The following is a 15586-nucleotide window of genomic DNA, read 5'->3' on the forward strand; positions in this document are numbered from 1 at the left end:
CAGATGCTGGCGTATATATTTCGGCGACTGCTGCTGATCATCCCGACCCTGTTCGGCATTCTGCTGATCAACTTCGTGATCATCCAGGCTGCGCCCGGTGGCCCGGTAGAGCAGATGATTGCCAAGCTGGAAGGCTTCGAAGGCGCCACCAGTCGCATCGCAGGCGGCGGTGCCGAGGTGTCGGTGGCCGGTTCCTCTTATCGCGGCGCGCAGGGGCTGGACCCGGCGCTGATCAAGGAAATCGAGCACATGTACGGGTTCGATAAATCGGCCCCGGAACGTCTGTGGATCATGGTCAAGAACTACGCCTCGCTGGACTTCGGCGACAGTTTTTTCCGCGACGCCAAGGTCATCGACCTGATCAAGGAAAAGATGCCGGTGTCGATCTCGCTGGGCTTGTGGAGCACGCTGATCATGTACCTGGTGTCGATCCCGCTGGGGATCGCCAAGGCCACACGACACGGCAGCCATTTCGACGTCTGGACCAGTTCGGCAATCATTGTCGGCTATGCGATCCCGGCGTTTCTCTTTGCGATTCTGCTGATCGTGGTGTTTGCCGGCGGCAGTTATCTGGACTGGTTCCCGCTAAGGGGCCTGACCTCGAACAACTTTGATGAGTTAAGCCTCGGCGGCAAGATCCTCGATTACTTCTGGCACTTGGCACTGCCAGTGACCGCACTGGTGATCGGCAACTTCGCGACCATGACCCTGCTGACCAAAAACAGCTTCCTCGACGAGATCAACAAACAGTACGTGGTCACCGCCAAGGCCAAGGGCCTGACCCGCCATCGCGTGCTCTACGGTCACGTGTTCCGCAACGCCATGTTGCTGGTGATTGCCGGGTTCCCGTCAGCCTTCATCGGCATCTTCTTTACCGGCTCGTTGCTGGTGGAGGTGATCTTCTCCCTAGACGGCCTGGGCCTGATGAGTTTCGAAGCGGCGATCAACCGCGATTATCCGGTGGTGTTCGGCACCCTGTTCATCTTCACCCTGCTCGGGCTGGTGGTGAAACTGATCGGCGACCTCACCTACACCCTGGTCGATCCGCGCATCGACTTCGAAAGCCGGGAGCATTGAGATGAACCTGTCCCCTCTCAACCGCCGCCGCTTCGAACTGTTCAAGGCCAACAAGCGTGGCTGGTGGTCGCTGTGGCTGTTTCTGATTCTGTTCGGCCTGAGCCTGGGCGCCGAGCTGATCGCCAACGACAAGCCGCTGGTGGTGCATTACGACAACAGCTGGTACTTCCCGGCGGTCAAGCGCTACCCGGAAACCACCTTCGGCGGCGAATTCCCGCTGGAAGCCAACTACAAGAGCCCGTACATCCGCGAACTGCTCAAGGCCAAGGATGCGTGGGTGCTGTGGGCGCCGATTCCGTACAACTATCAAAGCATCAACTACGACCTGAAAGTCCCCGCCCCTGCCCCGCCCTCGGCGGACAACTTGCTGGGCACTGACGATCAGGGCCGCGATGTGCTGGCACGGGTGATTTACGGTTTCCGCATTTCGGTGCTGTTTGCCCTGACGCTGACCGTGCTGAGTTCGATCATCGGCGTGATTGCCGGGGCCTTGCAGGGTTTCTACGGCGGCTGGGTCGATCTGGCCGGTCAGCGGTTTCTGGAGATCTGGTCGGGTTTACCGGTGCTGTACCTGCTGATCATTCTCGCCAGTTTCGTCCAGCCGAATTTCTGGTGGCTGCTGGGGATCATGCTGCTGTTCTCGTGGATGAGCCTGGTCGACGTGGTGCGCGCCGAGTTCCTGCGTGGCCGCAACCTTGAATATGTGCGAGCTGCACGGGCGCTGGGCATGCAGAATGGCGCAATCATGTTCCGCCACATCCTGCCCAACGCCATGGTCTCGACCATGACCTTCATGCCGTTCATCCTCACCGGCGCCATCGGCACCCTCACCGCTTTGGACTTCCTCGGTTTCGGCTTGCCGGCCGGCAGTCCGTCGCTGGGTGAACTGGTCGCGCAGGGCAAATCCAACCTGCAAGCGCCGTGGCTGGGCATGAGCGCGTTCGCTGTGCTCGCGCTGATGTTGAGCTTGCTGGTGTTTATCGGCGAGTCCGCTCGCGATGCCTTCGACCCGAGGAAGTGAAATGAATCAGGACAATCTGATCGAAGTGCGCGACCTCGCCGTCGAATTCGGCTTTGGCGAGCGCATACACCGGGTGGTCGAGGGCGTCAGCTTCGATATCAAGCGCGGCGAGACCCTGGCCTTGGTCGGTGAATCCGGCTCGGGCAAATCAGTGACGGCGCACTCGATCCTGCGCCTGCTGCCCTACCCTTTGGCGCGACATCCGGCCGGCAGCATCAACTATTCCGGGCAAAACCTGCTGGGCCTGAGCGAAAAGACCATCCGCCACATCCGTGGCAACCGTATCGCGATGATTTTTCAGGAACCGATGACCTCGCTCAATCCGCTGCACTCGATCGAGAAGCAGATCAACGAGGTGTTGGGCATCCACAAGGGCCTGACCGGCAAAGTCGCGACCAGACGCACGCTGGAATTGCTGGAGATGGTCGGCATCCCGGAGCCGCACAAACGCCTCAAGGCCCTGCCCCATGAACTGTCCGGCGGCCAGCGCCAGCGCGTGATGATCGCCATGGCCCTGGCCAATGAGCCGGAACTGCTGATTGCCGACGAACCGACCACTGCACTGGACGTGACCGTTCAGCTGAAAATCCTCGATTTGCTCAAGGAACTTCAGGCTCGATTGGGCATGTCGCTGCTACTGATCAGTCACGATTTGAACCTGGTGCGAAGAATTGCGCATCGCGTATGTGTCATGCAGCGCGGTTGCATCGTCGAACAGGCATCGTGCGAAGAGCTGTTCCGTTCGCCGCAGCATCCGTACACTCGGGAATTGCTCGGCGCGGAGCCCAGCGGAGGCCCGGCGACCAATAAAATCGGGGCGCCGCTGCTTGAGGTCGAGGACCTGAAAGTCTGGTTCCCGATCAAGAAAGGCCTGCTCAAGCGCACGGTGGATCACGTCAAGGCAGTGGACGGCATCAATTTCAGCCTGCCTCAGGGTCAGACCCTGGGGATTGTGGGGGAAAGTGGTTCCGGCAAATCCACGCTGGGTCTGGCGATTTTGCGGCTGATCGGCAGCAAAGGCGCCATCCGCTTTGAAGGCAAGCAGCTAGACTGCCTGACGCAGAACGAGGTGCGCCCGTTGCGTCGGGAGATGCAGGTGGTGTTTCAGGACCCGTTTGGCAGCCTGAGCCCGCGGATGTGCGTGAGCGACATCGTTGGCGAAGGCCTGCGGATTCACAAGATGGGCACCGCCGCCGAGCAGGAAGCGGCGATTATTGCGGCATTGAAGGAGGTAGGTCTGGATCCGGAAACCCGGCACCGCTACCCCCACGAATTTTCCGGTGGGCAACGGCAACGAATAGCCATTGCCCGGGCTTTGGTGCTCAAACCGGCGCTGATCCTGCTGGACGAGCCGACTTCGGCGCTCGACCGGACAGTGCAGCGGCAAGTGGTGGAGCTGTTGCGTTCACTGCAAGCCAAGTACAACCTGACGTATTTGTTTATCAGCCATGACCTGGCTGTTGTTAAAGCGCTGAGCCACCAGTTGATGATGGTCAAGCATGGCCAAGTGGTCGAACAGGGAGACGCGCAAAGTATCTTTGCCGCCCCCCAACATCCGTATACACAGCAGTTGCTGGAAGCCGCTTTTTTGGCACCAGCCACTGCGCAATAACCTGAAAGAGGAGCAACACATGGGTTTTCTCGCCGGTAAGCGCGTACTGATCGTCGGTGTCGCCAGCAAGCTGTCCATCGCATCCGGCATCGCTGCCGCCATGCATCGCGAGGGCGCTGAGCTTGCCTTCACTTATCAGAACGACAAACTCAAAGGTCGTGTCGAAGAGTTCGCACAAGGCTGGGGTTCGAGCCCTGAGCTGTGCTTCCCGTGCGACGTGGCCAGCGATGAAGAAATCGCCAAGGTCTTCGAAGAGTTGAGCAAGAAGTGGGACGGCCTGGACTGCATCGTCCACTCCGTCGGCTTCGCCCCGGGCGACCAACTGGACGGCGACTTCACCGAAGCCACCACCCGTGACGGTTTCCGCATCGCTCACGACATCAGCGCCTACAGCTTCGTGGCCCTGGCCAAAGCTGGCCGCGAAATGATGAAAGGCCGCAACGGCAGCCTGCTGACCCTGTCGTACCTGGGCGCCGAGCGCACCATGCCGAACTACAACGTCATGGGCATGGCCAAGGCTTCACTGGAAGCCGGCGTGCGTTACCTGGCCGGCTCCCTGGGCCCGGACGGCACCCGCGTCAACTGCGTATCGGCTGGCCCGATCCGTACTCTAGCAGCCTCGGGCATCAAGAACTTCCGCAAGATGCTGGCCGCCAACGAAGCGCAAACCCCACTGCGCCGCAACGTCACCATCGACGAAGTCGGCAACGCCGGCGCCTTCCTGTGCTCCGACCTGGCGTCGGGCATCAGCGGTGAAATCATGTACGTGGACGGCGGCTTCAACACCACCGCCATGGGCAACATCGAAGAGTGATCTTCGGTTAGCCGATAAAAAACCCGCCGATTCAGGCGGGTTTTTTTTGCTCGCAAAAAACTCATTACTCAACGCATACATATGTACCGCCAGCCGCTTTCCTTGCCGCTCGACAATCCACTCCAGCAAGTCTTTTTGCTGCTTACTGGAGAACACCCATGCCCCCTCAGCCAGCCCTTGCACCTGACGAAAAGCACGAACCTGCGATGGTTCAGATCGTGATCGAAGAGCTCTCGGCGCTCCCGACCGCAACGCCGGAGGTCGCACTCGCGCGAACCCTCGATATCCCTCGTAACAGCCTGCTGCGTGAATGGATGGAGCTCTACTGGGTCAGCCTTGATCGCTCGAGCTTTCTCGATTGGGCCAGCACGTTCGACATCGACCTGGACACCCTCAGCCTCAAAGGTGACACGCTGCACGCCTCGACCCTCAAGGACGGCGTCCTCACCACGCGCACGTTCACCCAGCAAGATGACTCCCTGTGGTGGAAAGTCGCGTTTCCGCCCTTGTCCATCGCCCGCAAAATCGACCCCGCAGGACTGGGTCTACCCTCCGTCGGCGGCAAATCCGCCAACCCGCTTTGCCTGATTCCCCGGGCGCTCGTGCTGGCGTTTTACGGTTATCCCGAGCCGGAAAACCGTATGCAGGCTCAGGTGATCATCGATGAGCTAAAAGCCAGCGGATTCGCGCCGATCGCAAGCGATGCGCACACGACGTCGGCAGTGGTTGCCGAGCGCAACGCGCAAACGGCCGACTACCAGGTTCTGGCTACCGCGCTCGAGCAGTCGATCAATACCCTCAGACAGAACCAGCCCTTGCAGTTGGACCTTACACGCGTACGTCTGCGTCACGGATCCTGGCTGACCACCCTCATGCACCGTGGGACGACGGCCATGATGGCACTGGTTCACAATGAGGCGTTTCTGACCTTGGCCGCAGATGCCACGCCCTTCGTGACCTGCCGTTACTCATTGAAGGAGCAGATATTTTCGTTCACTTGCAACGATGGTTCGATCATTGAACACCCACAAAGTCTGTTCGATGACGGTCTGCCAGACGACTCATTGGCTGAGCTGATAAGCGCAGCAGGAAAACTGGGTTGCGTCATCGCCAGCGATGAGTTTTTCAACCTCGATCAACTTCTTGAGTGTTACGGGTTTGAGATACCCGCCACCCTCGACGCCGCCCGCGACTTGCTCACTCGACTGCGACAGCACAAATGGCCGCCCCTGCCCTACGTCAGTGAACACATCCAGACGCGCAAGCTCATCCAACGTTACAAGCGTGCTTTTGCGAATGTTGAGGACTTTCGCAATATCCATTTGCTCCTTGAAGTACTGGCCTGGAACAAGGAGGCAGGTGCCGAAATCGACCTCTACTACCTCAGTGCGCCAGACCCGGAATCCGCATTGGGCGAAAAGACAGTGACGGGCAAACAACGATTGCTGAGTTTCAGAGATAGCAGCGAATTTCAGCGGCTCTTGAAGGCTAACCAACTGCCCGCCGACAGCCCGCTGCTTCTGACCCGTTCAGGTCATGTCGGCACACCAGGGAAGAAAAAGAACTGGGAGGACCTGACGACGCAGGTAGAACAAAACAGCACGCTCAAAACCAAACGCGATGAACTTCGGCTGTTGGCCGACAAGGCCGGCGGCGCCTTGCGTACCAACGGACTGGTGACACTCAAGCAAATGATGGGTTTCTACGAAATCCCGCTGCCTGCAAACGCGCAAGTCGCCGGGATCATCGCGCAGTGGATGAAACCCTACCAGTTGCTTCCCCCAGGCTTTACGAATCACTGGTACATGCTCGGCTCCCCCGGTAGCGGCTCGCCGGGCCTCACCGCCGAGCGACGCAAGTTGATCATCGACGCCAGCGCAGCATTCCTGGCGCACACTTGCGTTGCATTGATCGATTATCTGAGCGAAGGCGTGGTACCTGATCTGAGCGCCACAGTGCTGCAAGCCAAAGCCGATTCGCTGCTCAGCCAGATACTGATTTCGCCACGTGCGCATCAATTGGGCAATCGTCTGCTGGAAAAGCTTGATCCTGAAAAATGGAAGAGAAAGGAAGACATAGCCACCAATCGTGAGTATCTGTTACTGACTGCCTTGATCCTCAGTCTCGATCCTCTGGCAGGCCAGCAGCCAGGCAAGGTGATCGATCAGCCGCTCAATGACAGCTTTTTTTGGGGTGAGTCGTACAAGGATGTCCGACGCTTTATCGATGGGCAATTCGCGCTGCATCGCATCAAGCAGAAAACCCTGGCGACACATCTACTGCTCTCAGGTATCGCTCCGGAATTTCTGGTCCGCGGCATCCCCGCTTCACTCGCCTACATGACCGCGCACTCATGGGTGAAGCTCAAACAAGTGGTGCTCTTCATCGAAAACCACGCCCCCGGCATGACCCGTTTGATGAGTTACAACGAAATCATGACACTGTCCGCCCTGCCCATGATTCCCCACCTGCAGGAGTTCCGCTCGAAGAAAGCACCCGTCTCTCTGGTAGCCGATTGGGCCATTGCCAGAGGCGTGATTCAACGCGACTCGGCCCAGACGGATGCGCTCTATGATGCCGCCACACTCAATGCAGCCGACAATGCGTTTGTCCTGCATGGACAGAGGATGTTCACCCATACCGAGCTGGCCTTTCGCGCACCCTTCGCAACACCGTACACCGTTGCCCTGCAAGATCTGCGCAAGGTGTTTCCTGACGCGTTGTACCTGGAAGAAAGGTGCCTGATATGGCTGCCCAAATGCAGGAAAGAGTCAGCCACACCGACCGCGCCTGACGCGGCGCCGACCGAAAAGTATTCGCTGGTCGAGTTGCACATGGCGCAGAAGCTGACCACCGAATGGAGCAATTGGAGCTCGACACTCCCGCAAGTACAGCTATCGCTGCTGGCACCGTCGCTTGACCAGCTCACGTCGGTTGCCGGCGCGTTCCTGGTGCAGCTCAAAAGCCGACTGGAACGAATGAAGGACGCCTACGTGGCCCTGATCAAGGAATCGTTCTGTGAATTACCGCTTCAGCAACGACTCGATCTGGAGACCGGCCCACTGAAATTCTTCGCCCTGCATCCGGAAACAGCACAACCCCCGGGCCAGGATGCCGCAGATAAGCAGAATCCGCCGGCTGGATTGTTTGCCATGATCGTCTCCTGCCAAAGTGAGCTGCCACGAATTTACGAGATATTCATTCGAGAGCGAGCCGTTCATCTGCGTCAGGACATCAACTATTCCACGCTGGTGTCGGCATCCGCGAAAACGACCAGCACAAGCCTGCCATTCGACGCAGAGACGTACCTGCAAGGCGCAACAACAAGAAGCCCAGGCACCTGTCGTGGCCAGATCAAAAGAATCGAAATCGAGCAAGAACAGTTGGCAGTTGGCGCCTATCAACAGATCCCCGCAACATTCACGTCATCAAGAATCCAGACGATTGCCAGCACAGCAGTAGAACGCCTGTTCGCCGTTCAACAGGCCTCGGCCCTGGAACGAGCCAACCGTGCGATCGAGCTCCAAGAAGCTGAAGGTATTCATCAGGCCTGGATGGCGTTTTTTCAATCCATCCAGGCATCGACCGTTTGACTTTGAACCACAAAGCCCCGATCAGATGCGCTTCAAGGCCTGTTTATGGGCATACATCGCCCCATCTGCATCTGCCAGCAGTCGATCCACCGTGTCATGCCGCTGCGGGTCATATTCGATCTGGCCGACGCTGAAACGAATGGCATAACCACGGTGCAACGTAGCGTTGCGCTCTTCGAGGATTTCCTTGAGCCGCGCCATGATCGCCGTGGTTTCGATATGACTGGAGCCGGTCAGCAACGCCACAAACTCATCGCCGCCCAGACGCCCGACCACATCACTTTCGCGAAAGGCAATGCGCAGCACATCAGCGAAGGTCTTCAATGCACCATCGCCCTCGGCATGGCCATAGAGATCGTTGATCTGCTTGAAGTCATTGAGGTCGAAAAACAGCAAAGTGGCCGGCCGGTTCAGCCGCGCGCAGGCGTCCAGTGCATGCTGGGCCAATTGCTTGAAACCGCGACGATTGGAGAGCAGCGTCAGCTCGTCCATGCTCGCCATTTGCACGGCCGTCAGCTCTTGCTCGGCCATCTCTGCCAGATCACGCAGCAGCGCGCGCTCTTCTTCGTCGAGTTCGCGGGGTTTGGTGTCGATCAGGCACAGCGTGCCCATTTTGTTGCCAGTAGGCACGGTCAGTGGATAGCCGGCATAGAAGCGAATGTGCGGCTCGCCGGTCACTAGCGGATTGTCGTGAAAACGCTCGTCCTGGCGGGCATCAGGCACCAGTAACAAGTCATTCTTGAGAATGGCGTGGCCGCAGAAAGACACGTCCCGCGAGGTTTCAGTGACATTCAGCCCGACACAGGACTTGAACCACTGACGATCCTTGTCCACCAGCGTCACCAAGGCGATCGGCACATTGAACAGACGCTTGGCCAGTCGCGTGAGTCGGTCGAAACGCTCTTCGGGAGCCGAATCGAGAAGGTCGAGGCCGTGCAGCACTTGAATTCGCGCGGCTTCATTGGCGGGCTTTCCGGGAACCAGCATCACACACTCCATCGAGGTCAGTGGCCCTTAGAGTAGCCTGATTCGCCGCCCGGTCACACCGTCAACTCCCGGCCACCGGACATGGCCCGCCAGCATCGGCCCAGAGCTTGAACTGGTTCACGAATATATCGTGCGGTACCGGCACCGGCGCTCGCCCTGTTCCGGGATTCCAGCCCCAGAGCACCAGTTTGTCCTCGCTGACGTGTTTGATCAGCGCGGCAAAATCGCGGTCACCGTTGCTGGAACGGTCCTTGATCATTGCGCACAACTTGTCCGGCGGCAGGCCGATCCAGGCCATTTTGTGCGCGGCCGGTGGCAGGCTCCAGTGCGGCGCGCCCGGTGGTGCGTGGGGGCCGTAACTGGCCGGCGGATTGCTTTCGGCATGACAGGTGGCGCAGGGCAAACCGGCGGCGCCTTTGCCGTCCATGCCGCGCACCACGTTCATCGCGTGTGGCGTGCCGGCATCGAACTGCAGCGGTGAGTCCCCGGGGATGTGGCAGTTTTGGCAGCGCGGGCTCTGGAACACTTTCTGAATCGTGCCGAACGCCTTCAAGGCTTCCTGATCCTCGGCGAACAAGTCTGAGGCGTAGCCGCCCAACCCAAGCAAAACCACCGTTCCCAACAGCAGATGTCGTTTCATCTCACACCCCCGACAGTTGCAGCGGCAGCTCGCGCAGGCGTTGCCCGGTCAAGGCAAACAGCGCGTTGGCCACCGCCGGCGCGGTCGGCGGCACACCGGCCTCGCCGATGCCGCCGGGTTTCTCGCTGCTGGGCACGATATGCACCTCGACCACCGGCATCTCGTTGAGCCGCAGCACCTGATAATCGTGATAGTTGGACTGCACCACCGCGCCGTTCTTCAGCGTGAGCTTATTGTGCAGCGCCATGCCCAGGCCGAAGGTGATGCACGACTCCATCTGCGCGGCGATGCTCTGCGGGTTGACCGCGATCCCACAATCCACCGCACACACCACCCGATGCACACGAATGGCCAGATTGTCCTGCGAGACCTCGGCCACCTGCGCCACATAACTGCCGAACGACTCGTGTACCGCCACGCCCAAGGCATGGCCGTCAGGCAACGGCGCTTTCCAGTTGGCCTTCTCCACCGCCAGATTGAGCACGCCGAGATGCCGCGGATGCGCCTTGAGCAGCGTGCGTCGATATTCCAGCGGGTCCTTGCCCGCCGCTGTGGCCAGTTCATCGATCAGCGATTCCATGACAAACGCGGTATGGGTATGCCCCACCGAACGCATCCACAACACATTGATGCCGGTCTGCGGCGAGTGCAGCTCGACCTGATGATGGGCCAGGTCTTTGACGTAAGGGCTGTCGGCGACGCCCTCGACCGAGGTCGGATCGATGCCATTTTTGACCATGGTCGCTTCCATCAACGTGCCGGTCATGATCGACTGGCCGACCAGCACATGCTGCCAGGCCAGCGGCAGCCCATCGGCGCCAAGGCCGACACGCGCCTGATGCAAAAACATCGAACGGTAGTAACCGCCGCGAATGTCGTCCTCCCGCGACCACACGGTTTTCACCGGCATGCCTGCCGCTTTCGCCACCTCCACCGCTTCGGCAACAAAGTCCGAGGTCGGATTGGCCCGCCGACCAAAACCGCCACCGAGGAATTCTGTGTGGATTTCCACTTGCTCGGGTTTCAGCCCGGTGATTTTCCCGGCGACCATCTGATCCAGCGTCTGAAACTGCGTACCCGTCCAGATCTCACACTTCTCGGCGCTGATTTTTACCGTGCAATTCAAGGGCTCCATCGGCGCATGGGCGAGATAAGGCACGCTGTATTCGACGTCGACTTTCTTCGCCGCTTTGCTGAAATTACCCTTGGCATCCCCGGCCTGACTGGCCGAAGTGCCCGGTGTCGCGGCCAGTTTGCGAAAGCTCTCGAGCAGTTTTTCACTGCTCAGATCCGCGTGCGGCCCCAGATCCCAATCAACCTTCAGCGCGTCGCGACCGAGCTTCGCCGCCCAGTAATGGTCAGCGATCACCGCCACACCGGTCGGCACTTGCAGCACTTTATGCACGCCCGGCACCGCCAGCGCCTCGGCGCCTTCGAAGGATTTGACCGTGGCCCCGAACGCTGGTGCGCGGGCGACCATGGCGGTCATCAAGCCTTCAAATTGCACGTCCATGCCGAACTTGGCGCGACCGGTGATTTTCTCCGGGGTGTCGAGGCGTTTGGTGGGTTTGCCAATGACTTTCCAATCCTTGGCCTCTTTGAACGTGATGGATTTAGGGTCCGGCACTGGCAGTTGCCCGGCGGCGTCGGCCAATTCGCCATAAGTCGCGCGTTTATCGCCGGCGATTACCACACCCGATTCGGTGCGAATCGTCGAAGGCGCCACCTCAAAACGCTTGGCCGCCGCTTCCACCAGCATCTGCCGCGCCGTAGCACCCGCCAACCGATAGCGGTCGAACTCCATCCAGGTTGACGTCGAGCCACCGGTAATCTGCATGCCGCCAAAACCGGGCATGCCGTAATCCGCTGCCGAGGCCGGCGAATGTTCGACACGTATTTTCGACCAGTCGGCATCCAGCTCTTCGGCGATCAGCATGGTCAGGCCAGTCCAGATGCCCTGCCCCATTTCCGAATGACCAAGCAGCACGGTGACGCTGTTATCAGCGGCGATACGCAGGAAAGCGTTCGGCGCGAAGACCTTGCCTTCATTCTCTGCCGCCAAAGCAAAACGATGGGCACCGGGCACGACAAACGCCACCACCAGACCGCCGCCCAACATGGCGCTGCCCTTGAGAAAACCCCGACGCGATACGGGACTGTTCATGGTCTACCTCCCCGTCAGGTTCAACCGATCTCGGACGCACGTTTGACCGCGGCACGAATTCTTGGGTAGGTGCCGCAGCGGCAGATATTGCCGGAGAGCGCCTGATCGATATCGCTGTCGGTGGGTTTGGGAATCTTCGCCAATAAAGCAGCGGCGGACATGATCTGCCCGGACTGACAGTAACCGCACTGCACCACATCAAGTTCGGCCCAGGCTTGCTGCACCGGGTGCGAACCGTCCGTGGACAAGCCTTCGATGGTGAGAATTTTCTGCCCATGGGCGACGGCGGTGGCCGGGGTGATACAGGCGCGCAACGGCGCACCATCGACATGCACGGTACAGGCGCCGCACTGGGCCATGCCGCAGCCGAATTTGGTACCGGTCAGGTGCGCGACATCGCGCAGGACCCAGAGCAACGGCATGTCCGCGGGGACATCGAGCTCCTGATCCTTGCCATTGATATTCAAGGTCAGCATCGGGAAATTTCCTCAGACTCACGGTGTTCTGAAGGGGCGTCGCTGCGGCCATCAATGCCTGCGCGCGCCTCGGCTTATCCCATTCAGCTAAGCGCAATTTGCGCGCACGGCCAGGTGCGGCGACCGCCGGTCGTGCAGATGTCGGCTTTAATCCTACAGTTGATAACGGCTCTCACCCGAGCGCGCGCGGGCACGCTCGTCATACAAACCGATCCTCCACACTGGTCAGGAGTAGCAAACATGGGATTTGTCACCACCAAAGACGGCGTCGAGATTTTCTACAAGGACTGGGGGCCCAAAGACGCACCGGTCATCCACTTTCACCACGGCTGGCCGCTGAGTTCGGACGACTGGGATGCGCAGATGCTGTTCTTTCTGGGGCAAGGCTTTCGGGTGGTAGCCCATGACCGGCGCGGGCATGGGCGCTCGAGTCAGGTATGGGACGGGCACGATATGGATCACTACGCCGATGATGCCTTGGCGGTGGTCACTCATCTGGGCTTAAAGAACGTCGTGCATGTCGGCCACTCCACCGGTGGCGGTGAGGTCATCCATTACATCGCCCGGCATGGCCAGGACAACGTCGCCAAAGGGGTGCTCATCAGCGCCGTGCCGCCATTGATGGTGCAGACCGAGAGCAATCCGGGTGGTTTGCCGAAATCAGTGTTCGATGATTTGCAGGCGCAACTGGCGGCGAATCGGGCGCAGTTTTATCGCGATATTCCGAGTGGGCCTTTTTATGGCTACAACCGGCCGGGGGCCACGCCGTCGGAAGGCATCATCGCCAACTGGTGGCGTCAGGGCATGATCGGCGGCGCCAAGGCGCATTACGACGGCATCGTGGCGTTCTCGCAGACGGATTTCACCGAAGACTTGAAGAAGGTCACCGTGCCGGTGCTGGTCATGCATGGCGAGGATGATCAGATTGTGCCGTACGAAAACTCGGGGCCAATGTCGGCGAAACTGCTGCCAAATGGCACGTTGAAGTCGTATCCGGGGTTCCCACACGGAATGCCGACGACAGAGGCGGAGACGATTAACGCGGATCTTTTAGCCTTTATTCGCGGCTGAGTTGAACAGCAGCCATCCACTTCCCCTGTGGGAGCGAGCCTGCTCGCGAAAGCAATCTGTCAGTTGCACTTGAGCTGAATGACCCACCGCTTTCGCGAGCAGGCTCGCTCCCACAATGGGTCCACTATTGCTCTGTGCGCTCTGTGCGCTCTGTGCCTTCACGGTCACGTTCGTAATGGTGAGCCAGTGGCAGCGCCGGTAGCCACGCCTCACGGCGAATGGTCCAGAGCTCATAGGTGGGCTTGCACTGGTCCGGTTCATCAAGCGAACCCACATTGACTTCGACTTCATCTGCCGAACGTGTGAACACCGGTGAACCGCAGCGCGGGCAGAAAAAGCGCCCGTTATAGTCACGGGTTTCGCCGATGACCTTCAACGCATCCTCGGGAAATATGGCCGAGGTACCGAACAGCGCGCCGTGGCGCTTGCGGCAGTCGAGGCAGTGGCAGATGCCGACGCGGTAGGGCTGGCCTGATACTTCGAAACGGACATCGCCGCAGAGGCAACCGCCGGTGAATGGGTTCATGTTGCACCTCCTCCTTCCGCCATCCGACATTTTTCATGCATAAACATCATTCTCTGAGCGCGTTTAAATGACACGCCGCGTTACGCCATACAGGCTACAACACCTTGCGCCGTTACCTACGCGTACGCCAGAATCCGCCGGCTTGTGCGCTTAGTCCTCGACCTCTATCGTTTCCCTGCCACTGCCGATCAGTGGTCGGGTTTAGTAGCCCGATTGGTATTAGTAAGTGCATGAGCACCATTCAGTCAGGTAGGTCGTTTTCCTGCACTTGATGGTGGTTGTGCGCAGGGCGCTCTCGGGCGCGCCGGTCTTGCTAATTCCACCGGTCTACTAACCTGCGCACAGCCGCCACCCTTCTTTTAGTAGAGAACGGTTGCGGCCCTACTTTAGGAATTAGATATATGTTCAAAGTTACGCCTAACCCACCACACACCGATCCAATCCCCCACGACCCCGCGCTTGACCCGCAAAAGGTAAAAGAGGCGACCGATCGCGCCCTCGACTACTACCTCAAACCCGAAAACCTGGCGGCTCCGCCAAGTTCGCCCAAGCCTCGCCCCGTCTTTCTCGTCGACCCCACGCTGGATGACGAAACCCTGCTGGTCGAAGCCTGTGAATCGCTGTCATACGCCCATGCCATGGCCGGTAACATCGCCGACTCGGTGGGTGGCCCGGAGCGTAAACCGCTGCTGGCGCTGCAACAGGTGATCATGTTGAACGAGCTGTTGGTCAACCGATTGCTGGACAAGCTGCGCCTGCCGCAGTAGGTAGCTGACGGATCGCCATGCAGGGCCAGTGCATCCTGCATGGCGATCTTGAGTCCGGCGTCCATACTGATTTTTTGCAAACGGCATCCTTCCACTCAACTGTCCGGACACCGACATGCCCTCCCCCGAATCCACCCTGTTGCAAAGCTGGCACAACAACGCCCACGCCTGGATCGAAGTGATCCGCAGTGGGGCCATCGAAAGCCGTCAACAGGTCACCGATCAGGCGATTGTGTTGGCGATCATGGGCCGCCAACCGCAGCGGGTGCTCGACCTCGGTTGCGGCGAAGGCTGGCTGTTGCGGGCACTGGTGGATCGGGGCATTGAGGCGACGGGCGTGGATGGCGATGCGACGCTGGTGGAAGCGGCGCGTCTGGCCGGTGCATCGCAGGCGCATGTCGCCAGTTATGAAGCGTTGGTTGAGGCTACGGTGGACATCGGTCGCGACTATGACCTCATCTGTGCGAATTTCTCTTTGCTGCAACAGGACATCATCCCGTTGCTCGCCGCGATGAACGCGTTGCTGGTGCCCGGCGGCGCACTGGTGATTCAGACATTGCACCCTTGGGTCGTCGCGGCGGGTGATTATCAGGACGGCTGGCGGGAAGAGACGTTCGCCGGGTTCAAGGGCCAGTGGCAACCGATGCCCTGGTACTTTCGTACGTTGTCGAGCTGGGTCAACGCGCTGGACATGGCCGGATTTCAACTGGCCGCACTGCAAGAGCCACAGCATCCGCAAAGCCCTGTGCCGCAGTCTTTGCTGCTAGTGGCTGAGCGGTGCTAGTTTCAGAGCCTTTGCCGGCCAGAGCTAATACAATCGGCCACTGGCCTGCCGGGA

13 protein-coding genes are annotated in these 15586 nt (G+C 59.5%); 8 read left to right on the forward strand and 5 right to left on the reverse strand.

The window, feature by feature from the left end; all coding sequences use genetic code 11:
• Positions 1-3: 3 nt before the first annotated feature.
• The 5 genes from ACA069_RS16555 to ACA069_RS16575 all read left to right on the forward strand — a co-directional run bounded on the left by ACA069_RS16555 (position 4) and on the right by ACA069_RS16575 (position 8117).
• Positions 4-1077 (forward strand): microcin C ABC transporter permease YejB, encoded by a 1074-nt coding sequence (locus tag ACA069_RS16555; protein ID WP_095190979.1) that lies wholly within the window; start codon positions 4-6, stop codon positions 1075-1077.
• Position 1078: 1 nt separating this feature from the next.
• Entirely contained in the window at positions 1079-2098 is a 1020-nt protein-coding gene (locus ACA069_RS16560; RefSeq protein WP_497614374.1) for an ABC transporter permease, read from the forward strand.
• A 1-nt stretch (position 2099) separates the two neighbouring features.
• A complete protein-coding gene (locus tag ACA069_RS16565; protein WP_497614376.1) occupies positions 2100-3710 on the forward strand; it encodes an ABC transporter ATP-binding protein in 1611 nt (536 codons plus the stop codon).
• A 19-nt stretch (positions 3711-3729) separates the two neighbouring features.
• Positions 3730-4524: an enoyl-ACP reductase FabI gene (gene fabI, locus ACA069_RS16570; RefSeq protein ID WP_095059904.1), complete on the forward strand. Its 795-nt coding sequence runs from the start codon at positions 3730-3732 to the stop codon at positions 4522-4524.
• 158 nt (positions 4525-4682) lie between these two features.
• Positions 4683-8117 (forward strand): hypothetical protein, encoded by a 3435-nt coding sequence (locus ACA069_RS16575; protein ID WP_497614379.1) that lies wholly within the window; start codon positions 4683-4685, stop codon positions 8115-8117.
• A 21-nt stretch (positions 8118-8138) separates the two neighbouring features.
• On the opposite strand, the gene ACA069_RS16580 is transcribed toward ACA069_RS16575, so the two are convergent.
• The 4 genes from ACA069_RS16580 to ACA069_RS16595 all read right to left on the reverse strand — a co-directional run bounded on the left by ACA069_RS16580 (position 8139) and on the right by ACA069_RS16595 (position 12384).
• Positions 8139-9104: a sensor domain-containing diguanylate cyclase gene (locus ACA069_RS16580; protein ID WP_497614381.1), complete on the reverse strand. Its 966-nt coding sequence runs from the start codon at positions 9102-9104 to the stop codon at positions 8139-8141.
• Positions 9105-9165: 61 nt separating this feature from the next.
• Positions 9166-9744: a hypothetical protein gene (locus ACA069_RS16585; RefSeq protein ID WP_497614383.1), complete on the reverse strand. Its 579-nt coding sequence runs from the start codon at positions 9742-9744 to the stop codon at positions 9166-9168.
• Position 9745: 1 nt separating this feature from the next.
• Positions 9746-11908, reverse strand: coding sequence for a xanthine dehydrogenase family protein molybdopterin-binding subunit (locus ACA069_RS16590; protein WP_497614385.1), 2163 nt, complete (start codon positions 11906-11908; stop codon positions 9746-9748).
• Between the two features lie 20 nt (positions 11909-11928).
• Positions 11929-12384 carry a (2Fe-2S)-binding protein gene (locus tag ACA069_RS16595; protein ID WP_003224136.1) on the reverse strand — a complete coding sequence of 152 codons (456 nt, stop codon included), beginning with the start codon at positions 12382-12384 and terminating at the stop codon, positions 11929-11931.
• Between the two features lie 240 nt (positions 12385-12624).
• On the opposite strand from ACA069_RS16595, the gene ACA069_RS16600 reads away from it, so the two are divergent.
• Positions 12625-13455, forward strand: coding sequence for an alpha/beta fold hydrolase (locus ACA069_RS16600; protein WP_497614388.1), 831 nt, complete (start codon positions 12625-12627; stop codon positions 13453-13455).
• A gap of 124 nt (positions 13456-13579) precedes the next feature.
• Here the strand turns inward: ACA069_RS16600 and ACA069_RS16605 are convergent, their stop codons facing one another.
• A complete protein-coding gene (locus ACA069_RS16605; protein WP_497614390.1) occupies positions 13580-13981 on the reverse strand; it encodes a GFA family protein in 402 nt (133 codons plus the stop codon).
• Between the two features lie 401 nt (positions 13982-14382).
• Between ACA069_RS16605 and ACA069_RS16610 the strand changes: the two genes are divergently transcribed.
• Together ACA069_RS16610 and ACA069_RS16615 are read left to right on the forward strand one after the other, a co-directional pair.
• Entirely contained in the window at positions 14383-14748 is a 366-nt protein-coding gene (locus ACA069_RS16610) for a DUF6124 family protein (protein WP_497614392.1), read from the forward strand.
• A gap of 115 nt (positions 14749-14863) precedes the next feature.
• Positions 14864-15532, forward strand: a complete 669-nt coding sequence (locus ACA069_RS16615; protein WP_497614394.1) for a class I SAM-dependent methyltransferase — start codon at positions 14864-14866, stop codon at positions 15530-15532.
• Positions 15533-15586 lie beyond the last annotated feature (54 nt).

The sequence above is a fragment of the Pseudomonas sp. LBUM1652 genome, from assembly GCF_059716105.1.